Genomic DNA, 18200 nt, shown 5'->3' with positions numbered 1-18200 from the left:
ACCCCGGCGCGCGCCCGAGTCCCCGCCCGCCCCGTCGGGCCTCCCGGGCGGGGTTGTGCACAGACCGGCGGGCGGGCGCGGCGCGCGCCGCGCCCGCCCGCGATCCGCTCAAATGGCGAAGCCGCCGTCGGCGTCGATCACCGCACCGGTGACGTAACCGCCGTCCGGGCCGGCCAGGTGGGCCACCACGGCGGCGATCTCGCTGGGTGCCGCGTACCGGCCGAGCGCCGTCAGACCCGCGATGAACTCGGCGTTCGGTCCGTCCGCCGGGTTGGTGTCGGTGTCGGTGGGGCCCGGGTTCACCAGGTTGACGGTGATCCCCCGCGGCCCCAGCTCGCGGCCGAGCCCCTTGGTCAGGCCGATCAGCGCGGTCTTGCTCATCGAGTAGAGCGCCAGGCCCGGGAAGGGCGCCCGGCGGGCGACGTTGCTGCCGATGGTGATGATCCGGCCGCCCTCGCCCAGGTGCCGGGCCGCCGCCTGGGCGGCCACGAAGGGCGCCCGGACGTTGACCGCCAGGGTCCGGTCCAGCGCGTCGACCCCCAGTTCCTCGACCGGGCCGACCAGGAAGACGGCCGCGTTGTTCACCAGGATGTCCAGCCGGCCCAGCTCCCCGACCGTCCGGTCGACCGCCTCGCGTACCGCCCGGGGCTCGGCGCTGTCGGCGGCCAGCACCAGGGCCCGCCGCCCCGCCGCCTCGACCTGCTTGCCCACCACGGCGGCCCGCTCGGCGTTCGTCTCGTAGGTGATGGCCACGTCGGCCCCCTCGGCCGCCAGCCGCCGGGCGACGGCCGCGCCGATGCCCCGGGCGCCGCCGGTGACCAGGGCGACCTTTCCGTCCAGTGTCGTCATGGGACAAGCCTCGCCGGGCGGGGCGGGCGCGTCTGGCGGCGATCGGACGTCGCGTCGACCGCCCGGCTCACCGGTCGCCGTTGGGGGGTTCGACCAGGCCCCGGCGGTAGGGGCCCCAGGCGACGAAGCGCTCGAACAGCTCGCGGGGGGTCGGCCCGTCGTGCGGATTGAGCCGGAACAGGTCGTGGGTCGCCTCGTGGTAGAGGCCGGAGAGGTAGACGGCCAGGTCGACGGGATGGTCGGCGTACTCGACCTTGAGCAGCAGCCGGGCCTGCGCGCAGGGCCACGGCCCGCCGCAGGCCCGGCACAACCAGAGCGGCCGGATCGGCAGGTGCGGCGGCTGGCCCAGCGGATACGGCCGCGGCCGGTCCGGGTGCGGCCCCAACCGGGGTACGGGAAGCATGGCGCCACTCATGACGGCCCTTCTGTCTCGCGGAACGCACGGGGTCGGGGCCGCCCCGGCATCGGGGGATCGGGGCGACCCCGAGGCGGGCCGGACGGGAGGCGGCCCACCGGTGACAGTCTGTTGAGGACGGCACTACGCTCGGAAGGCATCCGGCCCCTCCGGGTGGCGGCTGAGCAGGGCCGGGACAGGTCGCGGGAGGCCGTGGGAAGTGGTGTGCCGAGCCGGGCGGAGGCAGGGGAGAACATGGGCGGGTCGTGGTTGGACTTCATCGCCGGCGAGTTGCGCCAGGCGCGGCTGCGGGCCGGCCTCAGCCAGGAGGACCTGGCAAAGCTGATCAACTACTCGGCTTCCCACGTGTCCGGTGTGGAGACCGGCCAGCGCCCGCCGAAGGCCGACTACCTCGCCGCGATGGACCAGGCGATGGAGACCGGCGGCATGTTTGGCCGGCTGCTTGACCGCGCCGTGCTGATCGAGGGCGTTCCGGGGTGGATGCGCGGGTGGGTCGACGACGAGCGGAAGGCCGACCTGCTGCGCTGGTACGAGCCCGCCTACATCCCGGGCATCCTGCAGACCGAGGCGTATGCCCGGCTGACGCTGGCGGACAACCTGTCGCGTTCCGAGCAGCTCGAGCAGCAGGTCGCCTCCCGGCTCGGACGGCAGGTGATTCTCACCGGCCAGCACCCGTGCCAGCTGGTCGCCGTCCTCGACGTGATGGTGCTGCGCCGGCCGCTGCGGGGGCATGCCGAGCTGATGGGGCAGCAGCTCGCCCATCTCGTGAAGATGGCCGAGCTGCCGCACGTGCAGATCCTGGTGGTGCCGGAGGAAGCCGGGCTCTACCCCGCGCTGCAGGGCGGCTTCATCCTGGCCACGCTCGGCGACGGCTCGGTGGTCGCCTACCTCGACCAACAGGTCCGTGCGCAGATGATGCACCGGACCGAGGACATCGTGGTCCTGCAACGGCACTGGGAGGCGGTCCGGGGGGAAGCCCTGTCCCGCCGCCAGTCCCTCGACCTGATCAAGGAGGCGGCGTGCTCGTGGACCTGACCGGTGCCCGGTGGCGCACCTCGACCCGCTCGGGACCGAACGGTGGTGCGTGCGTCGAGGTGGCCGACAACCTGGCGGGCGTCGTCGGGGTGCGGGACAGCAAGGACCGCACCGGTCCCACGCTCACCTTCGACCCGCCGGCCTGGCGCGCGTTCGTGGCCTTCGCCAAGCGGCGCTGACCTCGGCCGGGATCAGCCCAGCCGGCGGGCCAGCCAGGGCAGCAGCGCGTCGCCCTGTAGGCGCTGGAACGCCCGTACGGTCGGGATGCCGGGCGGTGGCGGCTGCCGCGCGCCGTCCAGGAAGAAGCCGGCGAAGCCGGCCAGCACCCCGGTCACGTCGGCCGGGTCGACGTCGGCGGTGAGCGGCCAGGCCCGCAGCAGCGCCTCCGGGTCGTGGCCGCCGTGGACCTGCACGTTGATCAGCACCAGCAGGCTGTCCAACCAGGCCGGGCCCCGGCAGGCCCACGGCCAGTCGACCACGCTGACCGTGCCGTCCGGGCCGATCAGCAGGTTGTCGGCCCGGACGTCCAGGTGGCACAGGGTCTGCCCGGCCAGCGCGGCGAGCCCGCGTTCCGCGGCGGCGCGCAGCCGCGGCAGCCGGGACCGGGCCCAGCCGTCCAGGTCGGCCGGCGGGTCGGCGGCGATCCGGTGCCAGCCGGCGAAGTCGTACCGGAGCTGGTCGGCGGCGTTCGGCGCGGCGGGCACGGTCGCCGGGGTGAGCACGGCGGCCATGGTCTCCAGGGTGGCGAGCACGGCGGTCAGCTCGGCGGCGTCCCACGGCGTCACCGGGTGTCGGCCCTCGACGTCGGTGAAGACCAGCGCCACCCAGTCGCCGTCGTCGTAGCTGCCGAGCAGCCGGGGCGCCGGCGTGGTCGCCGGCAGCCCGGCGGCGACCAGCGCCTCGGCCCGGTGCAGGGCCGGGCTGCGGTCGTTCTGGGCCGGGCTGACCGCCTTGACGAACGCGCGCCGGCCGCCGGCCGTGCGGACCCGGTCGGCGGTGCCGGGGGAGAAGCCGCCGGACTGCGAGACCGCGGCGGTCACCCGGTCGCCGAGGATCTCCTCGACCGCGGCCCGGACGTGGCCGGGCAGGTCGGTCCAGTGGATCCGGGTCTTCGTCGCGCTTTCCACCGCCTCACCGTGCGCCACGCCGCCCGGCCGGGCAACCGATTACCGCGGCCCGGCGGTGTAGCGCAGGACGACCACGCCACTGTCGAAGGGTCGGGTCTCGGTCAGGGTGAACCGGTGCGCGGCGAAGCCCCGGTCGACCAGCGGGATGCCGCTGCCGATCAGCACCGGGTTCAGCTTGACCACCAGCTCGTCGACCTCGTCGAGGAGTTGGCCGGCGAGGCTGCCGCCGCCGCAGAGCCAGATGTCGCCGCCGGGCCGCTGCTTCAGGTCGCGGACGAACGCCACCGGGTCGCCGTCGACGATCTGCACCTGCGGGTCGTCCGACGGGGGCAGCGACCGGCTGAACACGTACTGCTCGAGGTGGGCGTACGGGCTGGTCACCCCCAGTTTCAGGGCCGGGTCGTAGGTGGCCCGGCCCATCACCACCGCGTCGAACCGGCCGGTGGGCGGCGACGCGATGCCGAGCTGGGCGTGGGCGAATGTGGGGAAGGTCTGGGGCCATGCGGCGGTCAGGTGGGCCGCCACGTCGGGCTCCAGCGGGAAGAAGTCGTAGGACCCGTCGGGGGCGGCGATGAAGCCGTCGAGGGTGCTGGCGACGTAGTACACGAGCTTGCGCAAACCGACTCCGATGTCCGGGGCGACCACGACGACTGTCGTGGTTGAGCGAATGTACAACACCTGTCGTGGTTGTTGCTAGGGTGGCGGCATGGCCAGAAACCCGGCACGCCGTACCCTGCTCGCCGACGCCGGGCTCCGGGTGCTCGCCGCCGCCGGGGCGCGCGGGCTCACCCACCGCGCGGTCGACGCCGAGGCGGGCGTGCCGACCGGTACCGCCTCCAACTACTTCCCGTCCCGGGCGGCGCTGCTCGCCGGCCTGGCCCAGCGGATCTTCGAGCGGCTGGCGCCCGATCCGGCGGTCCTGGCCGAGCTCGGCCGGCGTACCCCGTCGCTGGAGCTGGTGACCGACTACCTGCGCTACATCGTCGAGCGCACCACGCGCGAGCCCGACCTCACCCGGGCGCTGTTCGAGCTGCGCCTGGAGGCCTCCCGCCGGCCCGAGCTGCGGCAGGCGCTCGGCGACGTGCTCCGCCGGGGGTACGCCGACGACGTGGCCTTTCACGTCGCCGCCGGGCTGCCCGGCGGCGCGTTCGAGGTGGCGCTGCTGCACTACGCGGTGGACGGGTTCCTGCTGGACCTGCTCACCACCTCCGTCGACGCCGGGTTCGACGCCGAGCAGGTGGTTTCCGCCCTGGTGTCCCGGCTGGTCGGCACCGTCCCCGGCGGACCACCGCCAACCGCCACCGGCCGATCGTGATCAAACCAGGTATGTCCCCGGGGCCAGCGGGAAAACCGGCGCGGAACCAGCCTCGGGGAGGAGCAACGGATGAGGGATGGCGCCGGACTGACCATCGGTGTGCTCGGCTCGTACGGCGGACGCAACCTCGGCGACGAGGCGATCCTGACCGGCCTGCTGGCCGATCTGCGCCAGCAGGAGCCGAACGCCCGGATCATCGTGTTCTCCCGGAACCCCGCGCACACCGCGCTGGCCCACCCGGACGTGGAGGCGGTGCCCTGGGAAGGCGTCAGCCGGGTCGACTCCTCGGCCATCCTGGCCCAGCTCGACCTGCTCATCCTCGGCGGTGGCGGCATCCTCTACGACAAGGAGGCCCGCCGCTACCTGCGGGTGGTCCGGGTCGCCCAGGAGCGCGGCCTGCCGCTGCTGACGTACGCGGTCGGGGTCGGCCCGCTCACCGAGGGGGTGGACACCGGCATGGTGCGGGAGACCCTGGCCGGGGCCACCGAGGTGACCGTGCGCGACCAGGAGTCGCGGATGGTGCTGGAGGAGGCCGGGCTGCTCAACCCGATCACCGTCACCGCCGACCCGGCGTTCCTGCTGGAGCCCGAGGAGTTCCCGGCGAGCTGGCTGCGCGAGGAGGGCGTACCGTCCGGCAAGCGCCTGGTCGGGTTGAGCGTGCGGGAGCCGGGCCGGGCCGCCGAACGGCTCGACGTCGACGGCTACCACCGGCTGCTCGCCCAGATCAGCGACTTCCTGGTGCACCGGATCGACGCGTACGTGCTCTTCGTGCCGATGGAACGCGACGACATCCGGCACTCGCACGGCGTCATGTCGCACATGGTCGCCGCCGAGCGGGGCCGGATCCTGCACAACGCCTACAACCCCCGGCAGGTGCTCGGCCTGATGAAGCACTTCGACCTCGCGGTCGGCATGCGCCTGCACTTCCTCATCTTCGCGGCCATGATGGGCACCCCGTTCCTGCCCCTGCCGTACGCCGGAAAGGTCTTCGACCTGGCCCAGCGGCTCGGGGTGCCGGCGCTGCGCGGGGTGGAGCGCGAGGTGGAGGGCCCGCTGCTGGCGGAGGTCGACCGGCTCTGGGACGAGCGGGAGGCGCGGGCCGACGAGACCGCCCGACTGGTGGCCGCCGTCTGCGAGCAGGCCCACGGCACCTCCCGGGTGACCCGGGGCGTGCTGGACAGCATCCGGTCGCGCAGCCTCACCCGGGTCGGTGCCTGAGTCGCCGCTCAGACCGCCGGACCTCGCCAGGCGTAGATCCACGGATGGCCCTCCTGGTCGTCCGACTCCAGCTCGTAGATCTGCGCCTCGGCCAGCCCCGCCGGCCCCAGGTGGTGGTGGGTCAGCGGCGGCCGGCCGTTGGTGTCCAGCTCCACGGTGACCGTCTCACCGTCGGCCCCGCCACCCACCAGGGGGATCTGCACCGTTGATGCCATGCGCCCATCCTGCCCCGGCGACCGCCGGGGCAGGACGCGAATAGCGGGGCTGCGAGCCGGCCGGGCCCGGGACTAGGGTCCGGAGATGGCGAACCCGACGATCGACCCGACCCTCGGTCCGGTCCTCGCCCGTACGGGTGACGAACGGGCGGTGCTCGACGCGTTCCTCGACTTCCACCGCGCCGTCGTGCTGCGCAAGGCGGACGGCCTGGCGCACACCGAGGCGGCCCGGCGTCTGGTGCCGTCCCTGACCACCCTGGCCGGCCTGCTGAAGCACCTGGCCCTGGTCGAGCGGAACTGGCTGCCCTGCCTCTTCGCGCCGGGGCCCGGCGACGTCTACCTCACCACCGAGGAGGAGGCCCGGGCCAGTTTCACGCTGGCGCCCGGCGAGACCGTGGCGGGCCTCGCGGACGCGTACCGGGCGGCCTGCGACCGCTCCCGGGCGGTCGCCGCCCGCTTCGACCTGGACCACGTGGTGCCGCACCCGCAACTCGGCGAGGTGTCGCTGCGCTGGGTGCTGGTCCACCTGATCGAGGAGACCGCCCGGCACGCCGGCCACGCCGACATCCTCCGCGAGCTGACCGACGGCGAGACCGGGGCGCTCTGACCCCGGATCACTCGAGCGGCAGCAGGCCGGCCGGGTACTCCATCCCGTCGTGGGCGCACGCCGCGGCGGCGACCCGGGCGGCGTACCGGGCGGCGTCGAGCGGGGACGCGCCGCGCAGCCGGGCGGCGATCAGGCCGGCGGCGAAGGCGTCGCCCGCGCCGTTGGTGTCCACCACCGGACCCGGCGGCGTACCGGCCGGCACCCGGATCGGCGGCGTGTCCGGGGCGTGCAGCGTCGAGCCGGCCGCCCCACCGGTCACCAGCACGGTCCGGGGCGCCAGCCCGGCGGCCACCTTGCCGGCCCGGTCACCGAGCCGGACGTCGCTGACGAAGACCAGCCCGGCCGCGTCGGCGAAGGGGCGGTGGTAGTCGTTCTCGCCGTCCCAGTCGTGCAGGTCGGTGGAGAGCGTCACCCCGGCGGCCAGCGCCGTGCGCAGCACCGGCAGCGCGTCCCGGGCCCAATCCATGATCGACACATGTACGTGCGCGGCGTCCCGGACCAGCGCGGTCAGCTCGGCCGTGGCGAACGGTGCCGGCCCCGACCAGGGGCGGGGATCGTAGAGGGACATCCGCCGGCCGGCCGGGTCGACCAGGTTCACCGACCGGCGGGTGCCGGCCGGGGCGGCGGCCAGCACGGTCCGTACCGAGGTGCGGGCCAGCGCGGCCCGGACCACGTCGCCGGCTGGATCCGCGCCGAGCACGTCCACCAGGGTCACCCGCAACCCCAGGGCGTGCGCGGCGAGCGCCACGCCCGCGCCGGTGTTGCCGATCCGCAGGTCGATCGGGGGCACCGCCAGCGAGTCCGCGGCGGGCAGCGGCAGGGCCGGCACCCGGGCGCGGATGTCCACGCCGAGGCCACCGATCACGAGCAGATCGACCATGGCGCCGACAGTAGTCCGGCCCGGCCGCCTATCCTTGCCCCGGACGTCGTCGAGGGGGAGTGCGTGCTGGTCATCCACGGGGTGTGGCTGCCCGGCGGCGGGCTCGCCGTGTGGGGCGAGGAGAGCACCCGGCCGGCCCGGGCGCCGCGCCGCCCCGGCCGCGCCCCGCGCGAGCGGCCGCACCCGTTCGCCGCCGACCACGCCACGCTGGCCGCCGCGCTCGGTGGGCCGCCGGGCCCGCCCGCCGCCGTACTGCTCCGCCTGCCCACCCGGGCCGGCTCGCCGCTGGACTCGCCCGAGCTGGTCCGGACCACCGTCGGGGAGCCGGTCCGCGGCCCGGTCACCCTCGCCGGCTGGCGGGTCCCGGCCCTGGTGTACGCCCCGGACGCCGCGTACGCCCTGCTCCGGGAGCTGGAGCCGGGCGAGGCGGTGCCCGGGGCCGGGCTGCGCCACCTCGTCGAGCTGGCCGCGTTCGCCGCCGACCTGGTCAGCCGTGGCCGGGTACTGCCCGGGGTCACCGACCCGGCCCCCACGGCGGACCCGGCCCGCACGGCAGACCCAGGCCCCACGGCGGACCCGGCCCGCACGGCGGGCGCGGTTCCTGCGGCGGGCCTGGACAGTCCGGGCGTGCGGGGCCGGCGGCACCTGCGTGCGGTCGACGGCTCCGAGGTGGTGACCGCGCGGGCGCTGTGGCGGCCGCTGCTCACCGGCACCGACGCGGCCTGGGCCCGGTCACTCGCCGAGGCCCTGCCGCCGGCCGCCCGCGCCGCCGTCGAATGGACGGCGGCCGTCCCACCCGCCGCCCCGGCGGCTGCCGCCGCGCCTGGTGGCGGCGTCCCGTCGGCGGTCGCCGGTGCGCCCGGGGGTGGCCTGCCGGCCGGGTCGGTGGGCGCGGTGGGGGCGGACGGCCTCGCCGAGCCGGCCGACGTGCTCGCCGCCGCCCTCGACGCGCTCGCCGACGCGGCCGCCCGCGCCGCCCTCGGCGAGTTGCGGCTGCACCGGGGGATGCGTCCGGGCGGGCCGGTGCCCCGCTGGCTGGCCGCGCTGACCGGTGCGGAGCGTGCCTTCAGCACCGAGCCCGCCGCCCTGGAACTGCTCCGCACCGAGCTGGACGCCTGGCAGCGCGACGCGGTCGGCGGCGCGGTCCGGGCCGCCTTCCGGCTCATCGAGCCGGCCGCCGACCCGGTGGCCGAGCTGGTCGAGGGGGACGCCTGGCGGATCGAGTTCGGCCTGCAACCGGTCGACGAGCCGGGCCTGGTGCTGGCCGCCGCGCAGATCTGGCGGGGATCCGCGCGGGCCCTGGCCGGCCGGGGGATCGACCCGCAGGAGACGCTCCTGGCCGAGCTGGGCCGGGCCAGCCGGCTCTGGCCGGAGCTGGACGCGGCGCTGCGGACCGCCACGCCGGAGGGCATGGAGCTGGACGCCGAGGGCGCGCACCGGTTCCTCCGGGAGGGCGCGCCGGTGCTGCACGCCGCCGGCTTCGGGGTGCTCCTGCCGTCCTGGTGGCGGCGGTCCTCGTCCCGCCTCGGCGCCCGGCTGCGGGCACGCGGCCGGACCGCGCCGGGCACGGTCGCCGCCGCCGCCGGTGGGCTGGGGCTGGACGCCCTGGTCGACTACCGCTGGGAGGTGGCCCTGGGCGACCAGCCGTTGACCGCCGACGAGCTGGCCTCGCTGGCCGAGGTGAAGTCCCCGCTGGTGCGGCTGCGGGGCCGCTGGGTGGAGCTGGACCCCAGCCGCCTGGAGGCCGGGCTGCGCCTGCTCCGCTCGACCGGTGAGCTGACCGTGGCCGACCTGCTGCGGATGGGCCTGACCGGCGACGGCGACCGGGCCGACGGGCTGCCGGTGCTCGACGTGACCGCCGACGGCGCGCTGGGCGAGCTGCTGGCCGGTACGGCGGAACGCCGGCTCACCCCCGCCGACCCGCCGCCCGGCTTCGTCGGCACGCTGCGGCCGTACCAGCGGCGCGGGCTGGCCTGGCTGGCCTTCCTCCAGTCGCTGGGGCTGGGCGGGATCCTCGCCGACGACATGGGGCTCGGCAAGACGGTGCAGCTGCTCGCCCTGCTCGCCGCGGACCCGCCGGAGGCCGGGCCCACCCTGCTGGTCTGTCCGATGTCGCTGGTCGGCAACTGGCAGCGGGAGGCGGCGAGGTTCACCCCGGAGCTGCGCGTACACGTGCACCACGGCGCGGAGCGGGCCCGAGGGGCGGAGTTCACCGCCGCCGTGCACGCGGCCGACCTGGTCCTCACCACCTACTCGGTGGCCGCCCGGGACGCGTACGACCTGGCCGGGATCGACTGGCACCGGGTGGTGGTGGACGAGGCGCAGGCCATCAAGAACGCCGCCACCCGGCAGGCCGAGGCGGTCCGCGCGCTGCCCGCCCGGCACCGGGTCGCGGTCACCGGTACGCCGGTGGAGAACCGGCTCGCCGACCTCTGGTCGATCATGCAGTTCGCCAATCCCGGCCTGCTCGGACCGGCCGCCACGTTCCGGAAGAAGTTCGCCGAGCCGATCGAGCGGCACGGCGACGCCGAGGTGGCCGGTCGGCTGCGCCGGATCACCGGCCCGTTCGTGCTGCGCCGGCTCAAGACCGACGCGTCGATCATCTCCGACCTGCCGGCGAAGCTGGAGATGGAGGTGCTCTGCAACCTCACCGCGGAACAGGCGGCGCTCTACCGCGCGGTGGTCGACGACATGATGGCCAAGATCGAGTCCACGGACGGGATGGCCCGGCGTGGCCTGGTGCTGGCCACCATGACCCGCCTCAAGCAGGTCTGCAACCACCCGGCCCAACTGCTGCACGACGGCTCGGCGCTGGCCGGCCGCTCCGGCAAGCTGGAACGCCTCGAGGAGATCGTCGACGAGGTGCTGGCGGCGGGGGAGCGGGCCCTGCTCTTCACCCAGTACGCCGAGTTCGGCGGCATGCTGCGCGGGCACCTGTCGGCCCGGACCGGCCGGGAGGTGCTCTACCTGCACGGTGGCGTCGGCAAGGCCGAACGGGACGCCATGGTGACCCGGTTCCAGTCGCCGGACGGGCCGCCGCTGTTCGTCCTCTCGCTCAAGGCCGGCGGCACCGGGCTCACCCTGACCGCGGCGAACCACGTGGTGCACGTGGACCGGTGGTGGAACCCGGCCGTGGAGGACCAGGCCACCGACCGGGCGTTCCGGATCGGCCAGCGCCGCCGGGTGCAGGTCCGCAAGTTCGTCTGCGCCGGCACGGTCGAGGAGAAGGTGGCCGCCATGATCGCGGACAAGCGCGGCCTGGCGCAGCGGGTGGTGGGCACCGGCGAGCAGTGGGTCACCGAGCTCTCCACCGACACCCTGCGGGAGCTGTTCACGCTGGAGTCCGGGGCGGTGGTCGAATGAGTCCCGAGCAACCCCGGTTCGCCGACTTCGGGCCGCCCCGGCGGGTCGAGGGTGGACTCCGGGCCCGCAGCACCCGCGGCGCCATCGGCCGCTCCTGGTGGTCCCGGCGGTTCCTGGAGGTGCTGGAGTCGTTCGCCCTCGGCACCCGGCTCACCCGGGGCCGGGCGTACGCGCGCCGGGGGCAGGTGCTCCGGCTCGACGTCGCCCCCGGACTGGTCACCGCCAGCGTGCAGGGTTCCCGGCCCGAGCCGTACCCGGTGCGGATCCGGCTCGCCGCGTACCCCGACGAGGTCTGGGAGCGGTTGGCGGCCGAGCTGGCCGGGCAGGCGTTCTTCAGCGCCCGGCTGCTCGCCGGGGACCTCCCCGCCGAGCTGGAGGAGCTGTTCGCGGCGGCCGGCGCGCCACTCTTCCCGGCCCGGGTGGACGAGCTGGACCAGCACTGCGGCTGCCCGGACTTCGCGGTCCCGTGCAAGCACCTGGCGGCCACCTTCTACCTGCTGGCCGAGGCGTTCGACGCCGACCCGTTCCGGCTCCTGCACTGGCGCGGCCGGGACCGGGCCGAGCTGCTGGAGCGGCTGCGTACGCTGCGGGGCGCCGACGCCGTGGACGCCGCGCCGGACGGCTCGGCGGTGCCGGCGGGCGGACCGGCCGTCCCGGTGGACGGTCCTGCTCCCGCGGAGCCGCCCGTGGCCGGGGCGGCGCGGGTGCTGGCCGGGCTGGCGGCGGCGTCGGCGGCGGACACTGTGGACCGGTTCTGGCTGTCCCCGGTGCCGCTGCCCGACCGGCCGCCCACCCTGCCGACCGGGCCGGAACTGTTGCTGCGCCAGCTCGCCCCGCCCGGCGCCGACCTCGGCGGACCGGGCCTGGTGGAGCGGCTGCGCCGGGCGTACCGGGAATTCGGCGGGCCCGACCCGGAGCCCGGGCCGCGCTGACGCCACCCCGACCCGTCCCGGCCCCGACCCGCGTGGTCGCAACCGCCCCGGTCCCCGCCGGCGTCGCCCCGCTCGCCGCGGGAGCCGGCACGGTCACAGCCAGCGTCGCCGGAACCGCCACATGAGGCCGGCGTTGGCCAGCAGCACCACGGCACAGATCGCGCCGGCGAGCCGGCCGGCGAGAACGGTCATCGCCGGCAGCGAGGCCCACAGCACGATCGTCAGCAGCATCAGGTACCGGCCACGGCGGGCCCGGGCCCGGGAATCGAGCCGGGCGAAGAAGTGCGGGTCGCTCTCTCGCAGTTGGCGGGTGATCTGTTCGAACCTGCGCTGATCCTCTTTGCTGAGCATGGCGGTGCCTTCCCCTCACGGCTTCAGCGGTTCGGCGGCATACCCGCAACGGCCGCCGGTCACGCGCCGCTGCTGCCGCTACTTTCGCCGGCCGCGCGAACCCGCGGGACCTTCGGGTCGGAGCACCTCAGCACGGGCTTATCGGTGACTTAAGTTTTGCTGTGCCGGGTAACGGCGCGCACAGCGTAGCCGCGGCCGAAAACGTTACGCGGCGGTGCGCCGCACCCGGGTCCGCCCTGCTCCGGACGGGGGCGACCGGAACGGGGCGTACCACGCGCCGGCACCGGGGGCTGAGCGGCGCCTTAAGTGCCCTCGGGAGTGCCGACGGCGGCCCTTGAGCGGCCCGGAACCCGTGGTTACTTTCCCGTAGCAACTCCTCCGGCACGTCGCCGCCCCGCCGCCCTCACCGGCCGCAGGCGCGCCGGCGCTGAAAGAAAACGGGACAGGAACATGGCCGAGCTGAACGTGCCGCCGCGACGTCCCCGGGACGATCGCGGCTGGGACGGACCCCACACCCCCCGCCCGGACGGGTACCGCGACCTGGACGCCGCGCCGTACGGCGGCCCGCACGCCGGCCCCGGGTACGGCGGGTACCCCGCCGCGGCCGGGCCGCAGGGCGGGCAGTGGGTCGGCCCCGAGGGCTTCGCCCCCGCCGGGTACGCCCCGACCCCCAACCCCGGACTGCCCAACCTGGACGATGACGACGAGCCCCGGTCGGGCCGGCGACGCGCCCTCGTCGCGCTCGGCGGCGCCGCGGTGATCGCCGGTGGCGCCGCCCTGACGATGTCCTCGCAGGTGCGGGGGTTCTTCGGCGGCGGCCCGGAGGCCGGCGACGCGACCGGCACGGTGGCCACCGACGGCACCGCGGCCCGGCCGAGCGGGCAGCAGCCCAGCACGGTGCGTACCTACACCGAGCAGAACGAGAGCTACATGGGCTCCCGGGCCGGTGCGGCGCTGAAGCGGAACTCGCCGTCCACCGGTCGGGTCTTCGCCAGCCCGGCGGCCGCCGCGGCGGCCACCCGGGTGACCGTGAAGACGGTGCTCGCCAAGGACCCGATCCGGCACCTGGCCAGCCGGGCCACCTTCGGCGCGACGCCGAAGGTGCTCGCCGACATCAAGCGGCTGGGCATCGACGACTGGCTGCGCGAGCAGCTCGAGCCCGAGAAGATCGCCCCGACGAAGGCCGAGCTGAAGCTGGCCGAGCTGCCCTCGCTCAAGCTGAGCCCGACCCAGCTGCGCGACCAGCGGGAGCAGCTCAACGAGCGGGGGGTCGACCCGGCGCGGGAGACCGTGGACGCCACCATCGCCCGGCAGATCTGGTCCGACCGCCAGCTCTTCGAGGTGATGGTCGACTTCTGGAACGACTTCCTGCACGTGGCCGCCGACTTCGACGGCGGCGAGAACTACCGCAACGCGTTCGACCGGGACGTCATCCGCAAGCACGCGCTGGGCAGCTACCCGGAGATGCTGGTGGCCGCCAACAAGCACCCGGCGCTGCTGCTCTACCTGAACCAGACCGACTCCCGCAAGGACGCGGTCAACGAGAACCTGGCCCGGGAGAACCTGGAGCTGTACTCGGTCGGCGTGGACGGCGGCTACACCGAGAAGGACGTCCGCCAGGCCGCGCTGCTGCAGACCGGCCGCGGCGTCGCCGACGGGAAGTACAAGTTCTTCCCGGAACGGCACTACCTGGGCAAGGTGAAGATCCTCGGCTTCAGCCACGCCAACAACTCCGCCGACGCGGCGGCGGCCGACAAGGTGATCGACCAGTACATCACCTACATCGCCCTGCACCCGTCGACCGCCGGGTACGTGGCCCGCAACCTGGCCACCCGGTTCGTCTCGGACACCCCGCCGAAGTCCCTGGTGGACCGGCTGGCCAAGGCGTACACCACCAACCGGGGGCAGATCCGGCCGGTGCTGGCCACGCTCTTCCGCTCCTCGGAGTTCTGGGCCGCGGTCGGCCAGAAGGTCCGCCGCCCGATGGAGTACCTGGTCGCCACGTACCGGACCCTCGGGGTGGGGCCGGAGGCGTCCCCCGGTTTCCAGGGCGACGGCCGGCGCACCCCGTTCGCCCAGGGGCTGCGGCAGGTCCAGGACAAGCTCCGCGAGCTGGGCCAGTACCCGATGGGCAAGCCCACCCCGGACGGGTACGCCGACGTCTACCTCGCGTGGACCTCGGCCGGCACGATGGTCGACGGCTGGAACGAGGCCGGCACGCTGATCGCGGGCGGGCGCCAGCAGTTCACCTACATGAAGCCCGAGAAGCTGGTGCCCCGGCCGCCGGCGACCGCCGGGGCGTACCTGGACGCGCTGGCCCTGCGGCTGGTGCACCAGAAGCTGAGCGCCCGGGAGAAGGCCCTCGTCCTGGACGTCGCCGGGGTGTCGGCGAGCACGAAGGTCGACGCCACGTTCAACGGGGCCATCGCCGCGGTCGCGCGGACGATCCTCGCGTCCCCCCAGCACCACCTCCGGTGAGGCATTCGATGGAGATGACCGTGAACCCGTACCCCCTGCACCCCGAATGCCCCGACCTGCGGCGGCTGGCCGACAACCCGGCCGAGGCGCTGCTGCGCGCCGAGGCCGACGTCGTGGCGGCCGAGAACGCCGCCGAGGCGGACCGGTACCGCCGGCTGGAGGAACTGGAGGAGGCCCAGCAGGACGGCCGGGGCGTCACCCGGCGGACCTTCGTGGCCGGCGCCGCCGCCACCGCCACCGCGCTGGCCACCGCCCAGTTCGTCACCACCTCGGCGTCGTTCGCGGCGACGAAGACCGGCACGCTGATCCACGTCTTCCTGTACGGCGGGCTGGACGGGCTGAGCCTGGTCGCCCCCGCCGACGACCCGGTGCTCGGCAAGGCGCGTCCCGATCTGCTGCTCGGCAACGACTCGCTGGCCCTCGGCCGCGGCTTCCAGCTCACCAGCGCGTTCGCCCCGCTGGAGAAGTGGCTCAAGGCCGGCCAGCTCGGCTTCGTGCCGGCGGTCTCCGACCCCCGGCTCTCCCGCAGCCACTTCCAGGCCGCGGACGCCTGCAACCTGGGCGGCCTGCCCGGCGAGACCGGCGGGCGCGGCTGGCTGGACAGCCTGGTCGACGCGCTCGGCAAGGGCACCGCGTTCCGCAGCGTCGGCATCGGCAGCACGCTGCCCCGCTCGCTGGTCGGCGTGAACGGCGCGCTCTCCCTCAACAACGTCGGCGAGCTGCGGCTCAACGGCGACGACCGGTACCGGGCCGCGACCGAGAAGGCCATCCGTGGCCTCTTCACCGGGATCAACCACCCGGTCGAGGAGGCGGTGAGCGAGGGCATGAGCGCGCTGGCCACCGCGCAGAAGCTCGCCGCGAAGCCGTACCAGCCGGCGGACGGGGTGACGTACCAGGGCGTCGGGAACGCCTTCAAGCAGCTCGCCCAGCTGATCAAGGGCGGGGCGAACGTCCGGGTGGCCACCGTCGGCATGGGCGGCTACGACACCCACGAGAACCAGGGCACCCGCAACGGCGGGCAGCTCTGGCGGCGGCTCAACGAGCTGGCCGGCGCGCTGGCCGCGTTCTTCACCGACCTGGGCGACCGGTCGGCCGACGTGACGGTCATGGTGTCCAGCGAGTTCGGCCGCCGGGTCGCCTCCAACCAGGGCGGCACCGACCACGGGCACGGCGGGGTCATCACCATCCTGAGCGGCCGCAAGCTGGCCGGCTCGCTGCTCGGCGCCTGGCAGGGACTGAACGATCTGGACAGCGGTGACGTACCCGAGTACAACAACATGTTCAACGTCTACGGCTCGGTCGCGCAGGGCCGGTTCGGCCTGACCGCGGCCCAGGTGGACAAGATCTTCCCCCGGCAGAAATTCACCCCCATGAAGCTCTACGCGTGACGTATCAGGATCTGCGTACCGCCGGCCGCCGTACCGGGGCACCCGCCCGGTACGGCGGCCCGTCGGCCGCCCCCGTACCCCCGCCCGGCCGGCCCCGGCGCGGCGCCGGCGGCCGGCGGGCGCTGGTCGCGCTCTTCTGGTTGGGCCTGCTCGCCGCGGTCGCGCCCTGGTGGCTGGACACCCCGCCGGGCTCCCTGGCCGGCACCGCCGCCGTGCTCACCGCCGCCGGCCAGATCACCGGCCTGATCGCCGGCTACCTGCTGCTGGTGCAGGTGCTGATGATGAGCCGGCTCGGCGTGCTGGAGCGCTGGCTCGGCGGGGAGCGGCTGTCCCGGGCGCACCGGGACATCGGCGCGACCCTGCTGGTGGCGGTCCTGGCGCACCTGTCCCTGCTGGTGGTCGGCTACGCCGGCCGGCAGCGCAACTCCGTCCTCGGCGAGGTCGGCGCGCTGCTCACCGAGTACGAGGACATGGTCTCCGCGTTCGCCGCCGCCGGGATCATGGTGGTGGTCGGCTGCACCGCCGTCCGGGGCCTGCGCCGGCGCCTGCCCTACGAACTCTGGTACCACCTGCACCTGACCAGCTACCTGGCGCTGCTGCTCGGCTACGGCCACCAGTTCAGCAACGGCGCGCAGCTCTACGAGCCCGGCCCGGTACGGACCGGGTGGGCCGCCGGGTACCTGCTGGTCGTGGCCGCCCTGGTCTGGGGCCGGGTGCTCGCCCCGCTGCACTTCAACCTGCGGCACCGGCTGCGGGTCGCGGACGTGGTGGCGGAGAGCCCGGACACCATCTCGATCTACCTGACCGGGCACCGGCTCAACCAGATCGACCTGCTCGGCGGGCAGTACTTCCGGTGGCGCTTCCTCAACGCCGGCGGCTGGTGGCAGTCGCACCCGTTCTCGGTCTCCGCGGCGGCCAACGGCCGGTGGCTGCGGCTCACCGTCAAGGTCGTCGGCGCGCACACCGCCGACCTGCGGGACCTCACCCCGGGCACCCGGATCTGGGCCGAGGGTCCCTCCGGCACCGTGACGGCGGCGCACCGGACCCGGGAGCGGGCCCTGCTGATCGCCGGCGGCAGCGGCATCGCGCCGCTGCGGGCCATGCTGGAGGAACTGCCGCCCGGCGCGGCCCTGATCTACCGCGCCCGCACCCCCGCCGACGTGCTCATGCAGCGGGAACTGGACTGGCTGGCCCAGGCCCGGGGGACCGCCATCTGGTACGTGGTCGGCTCCCGGGACGACCCGGGCCCGCGCCAGGTGATGAGCCCGGACGGGCTGCGCCGGCTGGTGCCGGACCTGACCCGCCGGGACGTCTACCTGTGCGGACCGGACGGGCTGGTCGAGCAGGCCGTCCAGGTGCTGCGCCGGGCCGGCGTCCCGCGCCGGCAGATCCACCTCGCCACCTTCGAGCTGTAGGAAGGCCGTCACCCATGCGCCGCGCGTTCCTCGCGATCACCGGCCTCGCCGCCGGCACCACCGCACTGGTGGCGCTCAAGGGCGCACCGGCCGCCACCCAGGCCGCCCCCGACCGACCGGTCGCCGAGGCGCCCGTCGTGCCCGGCGGCCCGGCCCGCCCCGCCGGCGCCGGTCCCACCCCGGCCGCCGGGGCCACCTCGGCCGCGCCGGGCAGGTCGGTGCGGCCCAGCCCGAAGGCGAGCGCCACCCGGGGCGCGGGCAGCGGCGGCGGCACCCGCACGAAGCCGGCCACCGCCGCGCCGAAACCGACCACCGCCGCGCCCCGGCCGGCCACCCGCACGGTCACCGGGCCGAAGGTCAGCTACCAGTACGGCTCGCTCCAGGTGCGGATCACCCTGAGCGGCAGCCGGATCGTCGACGCCACCGCCCTCGGCCTGCCCGTCGGCGGGCAGTCCGGGCTGCGCAGTGACGACGTGCAGGCCCGCTACAGCGGCACCTCGGGCGAGGTGGTCGCCACGCAGAGCGCCGACCTGAGCACCGTCTCCGGGGCCACCTACACCAGTGACGCCTACCGGCAGTCGCTGCAGGCCGCCATCGACCGGGCCTGACCGG

General features: G+C 75.2%; 18 protein-coding genes. 11 read left to right on the top strand and 7 right to left on the bottom strand.

Features of this window, described 5'->3' with window-relative positions:
- Positions 1–108: 108 nt before the first annotated feature.
- Entirely contained in the window at positions 109–849 is a 741-nt protein-coding gene (locus AB0I11_RS28585; RefSeq protein WP_357327343.1) for an SDR family oxidoreductase, read from the bottom strand.
- A gap of 67 nt (positions 850–916) precedes the next feature.
- On the bottom strand, positions 917–1264 hold the full coding sequence (locus AB0I11_RS28580; protein ID WP_357327340.1) for a hypothetical protein: 348 nt from the start codon (positions 1262–1264) through the stop codon (positions 917–919).
- Positions 1265–1498: 234 nt separating this feature from the next.
- Between AB0I11_RS28580 and AB0I11_RS28575 the strand changes: the two genes are divergently transcribed.
- Both AB0I11_RS28575 and AB0I11_RS28570 read left to right on the top strand, forming a co-directional pair.
- Positions 1499–2299 (top strand): helix-turn-helix transcriptional regulator, encoded by an 801-nt coding sequence (locus AB0I11_RS28575; protein WP_357327338.1) that lies wholly within the window; start codon positions 1499–1501, stop codon positions 2297–2299.
- Positions 2290–2478 (top strand): DUF397 domain-containing protein, encoded by a 189-nt coding sequence (locus AB0I11_RS28570; protein ID WP_357327361.1) that lies wholly within the window; start codon positions 2290–2292, stop codon positions 2476–2478. The genes AB0I11_RS28575 and AB0I11_RS28570 overlap by 10 nt, the downstream gene beginning before the upstream one ends.
- Positions 2479–2490: 12 nt before the next feature.
- Here the strand turns inward: AB0I11_RS28570 and AB0I11_RS28565 are convergent, their stop codons facing one another.
- Together AB0I11_RS28565 and AB0I11_RS28560 are read right to left on the bottom strand one after the other, a co-directional pair.
- The gene (locus AB0I11_RS28565) at positions 2491–3426 is read right to left on the bottom strand and encodes a phosphotransferase (RefSeq protein WP_357327335.1); all 936 of its coding nucleotides are present in this window, start codon (positions 3424–3426) and stop codon (positions 2491–2493) included.
- A 39-nt stretch (positions 3427–3465) separates the two neighbouring features.
- Positions 3466–4044, bottom strand: a complete 579-nt coding sequence (locus tag AB0I11_RS28560) for a dihydrofolate reductase family protein (protein ID WP_357327332.1) — start codon at positions 4042–4044, stop codon at positions 3466–3468.
- Positions 4045–4132: 88 nt separating this feature from the next.
- Between AB0I11_RS28560 and AB0I11_RS28555 the strand changes: the two genes are divergently transcribed.
- Together AB0I11_RS28555 and AB0I11_RS28550 are read left to right on the top strand one after the other, a co-directional pair.
- Positions 4133–4741: a TetR family transcriptional regulator gene (locus AB0I11_RS28555; protein WP_357327329.1), complete on the top strand. Its 609-nt coding sequence runs from the start codon at positions 4133–4135 to the stop codon at positions 4739–4741.
- Between the two features lie 69 nt (positions 4742–4810).
- Positions 4811–5959 (top strand): polysaccharide pyruvyl transferase family protein, encoded by a 1149-nt coding sequence (locus AB0I11_RS28550; protein ID WP_357327326.1) that lies wholly within the window; start codon positions 4811–4813, stop codon positions 5957–5959.
- An 8-nt stretch (positions 5960–5967) separates the two neighbouring features.
- Here the strand turns inward: AB0I11_RS28550 and AB0I11_RS28545 are convergent, their stop codons facing one another.
- The gene (locus AB0I11_RS28545) at positions 5968–6174 is read right to left on the bottom strand and encodes a hypothetical protein (RefSeq protein ID WP_357327323.1); all 207 of its coding nucleotides are present in this window, start codon (positions 6172–6174) and stop codon (positions 5968–5970) included.
- A gap of 85 nt (positions 6175–6259) precedes the next feature.
- Here AB0I11_RS28545 and AB0I11_RS28540 point away from each other — a divergent pair, with 85 nt between their 5' ends.
- Positions 6260–6781 (top strand): DinB family protein, encoded by a 522-nt coding sequence (locus AB0I11_RS28540; protein WP_357327320.1) that lies wholly within the window; start codon positions 6260–6262, stop codon positions 6779–6781.
- A 7-nt stretch (positions 6782–6788) separates the two neighbouring features.
- Here AB0I11_RS28540 and AB0I11_RS28535 read toward each other — a convergent pair whose 3' ends face one another.
- Entirely contained in the window at positions 6789–7661 is an 873-nt protein-coding gene (locus AB0I11_RS28535) for a carbohydrate kinase family protein (RefSeq protein ID WP_357327317.1), read from the bottom strand.
- Between the two features lie 63 nt (positions 7662–7724).
- Between AB0I11_RS28535 and AB0I11_RS28530 the strand changes: the two genes are divergently transcribed.
- Positions 7725–11024, top strand: coding sequence for an SNF2-related protein (locus tag AB0I11_RS28530; RefSeq protein WP_357327314.1), 3300 nt, complete (start codon positions 7725–7727; stop codon positions 11022–11024).
- Positions 11021–11956 carry an SWIM zinc finger family protein gene (locus AB0I11_RS28525; RefSeq protein ID WP_357327311.1) on the top strand — a complete coding sequence of 312 codons (936 nt, stop codon included), beginning with the start codon at positions 11021–11023 and terminating at the stop codon, positions 11954–11956. Before AB0I11_RS28530 ends, AB0I11_RS28525 begins: the two co-directional genes overlap by 4 nt.
- A 93-nt stretch (positions 11957–12049) precedes the next feature.
- Here AB0I11_RS28525 and AB0I11_RS28520 read toward each other — a convergent pair whose 3' ends face one another.
- Positions 12050–12307: a DUF3040 domain-containing protein gene (locus AB0I11_RS28520; protein ID WP_357327308.1), complete on the bottom strand. Its 258-nt coding sequence runs from the start codon at positions 12305–12307 to the stop codon at positions 12050–12052.
- 450 nt (positions 12308–12757) lie between these two features.
- On the opposite strand from AB0I11_RS28520, the gene AB0I11_RS28515 reads away from it, so the two are divergent.
- The 4 genes from AB0I11_RS28515 to AB0I11_RS28500 are packed head-to-tail and all read left to right on the top strand — an operon-like array spanning position 12758 to position 18196.
- On the top strand, positions 12758–14785 hold the full coding sequence (locus tag AB0I11_RS28515) for a DUF1800 domain-containing protein (protein ID WP_357327305.1): 2028 nt from the start codon (positions 12758–12760) through the stop codon (positions 14783–14785).
- A gap of 14 nt (positions 14786–14799) precedes the next feature.
- Positions 14800–16173, top strand: a complete 1374-nt coding sequence (locus tag AB0I11_RS28510; RefSeq protein WP_357327359.1) for a DUF1501 domain-containing protein — start codon at positions 14800–14802, stop codon at positions 16171–16173.
- Complete coding sequence (locus AB0I11_RS28505; protein ID WP_357327302.1) at positions 16170–17588, top strand: ferredoxin reductase family protein; 1419 nt, start codon at positions 16170–16172, stop codon at positions 17586–17588. Before AB0I11_RS28510 ends, AB0I11_RS28505 begins: the two co-directional genes overlap by 4 nt.
- A gap of 14 nt (positions 17589–17602) precedes the next feature.
- The gene (locus AB0I11_RS28500) at positions 17603–18196 is read left to right on the top strand and encodes an FMN-binding protein (protein ID WP_357327298.1); all 594 of its coding nucleotides are present in this window, start codon (positions 17603–17605) and stop codon (positions 18194–18196) included.
- The last annotated feature ends 4 nt before the right edge of the window (positions 18197–18200 follow it).

The sequence above is a fragment of the Micromonospora sp. NPDC050495 genome, assembly GCF_040655175.1.
Taxonomy (GTDB): Bacteria; Actinomycetota; Actinomycetes; order Mycobacteriales; family Micromonosporaceae; genus Micromonospora.
This window is presented reverse-complemented; position numbering and strand designations above follow the sequence as displayed.

What these genes read in the sequence shown, in the direction of transcription:
- AB0I11_RS28540 (WP_357327320.1), top strand. Translation starts at nt 6,260, where the DNA reads ATGGCGAACCCGACGATCGACCCGACCCTCGGTCCGGTCCTCGCCCGT.
- AB0I11_RS28520 (WP_357327308.1), bottom strand. Translation starts at nt 12,307, where the DNA reads ATGCTCAGCAAAGAGGATCAGCGCAGGTTCGAACAGATCACCCGCCAA.
- AB0I11_RS28525 (WP_357327311.1), top strand. Translation starts at nt 11,021, where the DNA reads ATGAGTCCCGAGCAACCCCGGTTCGCCGACTTCGGGCCGCCCCGGCGG.
- AB0I11_RS28510 (WP_357327359.1), top strand. Translation starts at nt 14,800, where the DNA reads ATGACCGTGAACCCGTACCCCCTGCACCCCGAATGCCCCGACCTGCGG.
- AB0I11_RS28550 (WP_357327326.1), top strand. Translation starts at nt 4,811, where the DNA reads ATGAGGGATGGCGCCGGACTGACCATCGGTGTGCTCGGCTCGTACGGC.
- AB0I11_RS28585 (WP_357327343.1), bottom strand. Translation starts at nt 849, where the DNA reads ATGACGACACTGGACGGAAAGGTCGCCCTGGTCACCGGCGGCGCCCGG.
- AB0I11_RS28500 (WP_357327298.1), top strand. Translation starts at nt 17,603, where the DNA reads ATGCGCCGCGCGTTCCTCGCGATCACCGGCCTCGCCGCCGGCACCACC.
- AB0I11_RS28555 (WP_357327329.1), top strand. Translation starts at nt 4,133, where the DNA reads ATGGCCAGAAACCCGGCACGCCGTACCCTGCTCGCCGACGCCGGGCTC.
- AB0I11_RS28515 (WP_357327305.1), top strand. Translation starts at nt 12,758, where the DNA reads ATGGCCGAGCTGAACGTGCCGCCGCGACGTCCCCGGGACGATCGCGGC.
- AB0I11_RS28535 (WP_357327317.1), bottom strand. Translation starts at nt 7,661, where the DNA reads ATGGTCGATCTGCTCGTGATCGGTGGCCTCGGCGTGGACATCCGCGCC.
- AB0I11_RS28575 (WP_357327338.1), top strand. Translation starts at nt 1,499, where the DNA reads ATGGGCGGGTCGTGGTTGGACTTCATCGCCGGCGAGTTGCGCCAGGCG.
- AB0I11_RS28545 (WP_357327323.1), bottom strand. Translation starts at nt 6,174, where the DNA reads ATGGCATCAACGGTGCAGATCCCCCTGGTGGGTGGCGGGGCCGACGGT.
- AB0I11_RS28580 (WP_357327340.1), bottom strand. Translation starts at nt 1,264, where the DNA reads ATGAGTGGCGCCATGCTTCCCGTACCCCGGTTGGGGCCGCACCCGGAC.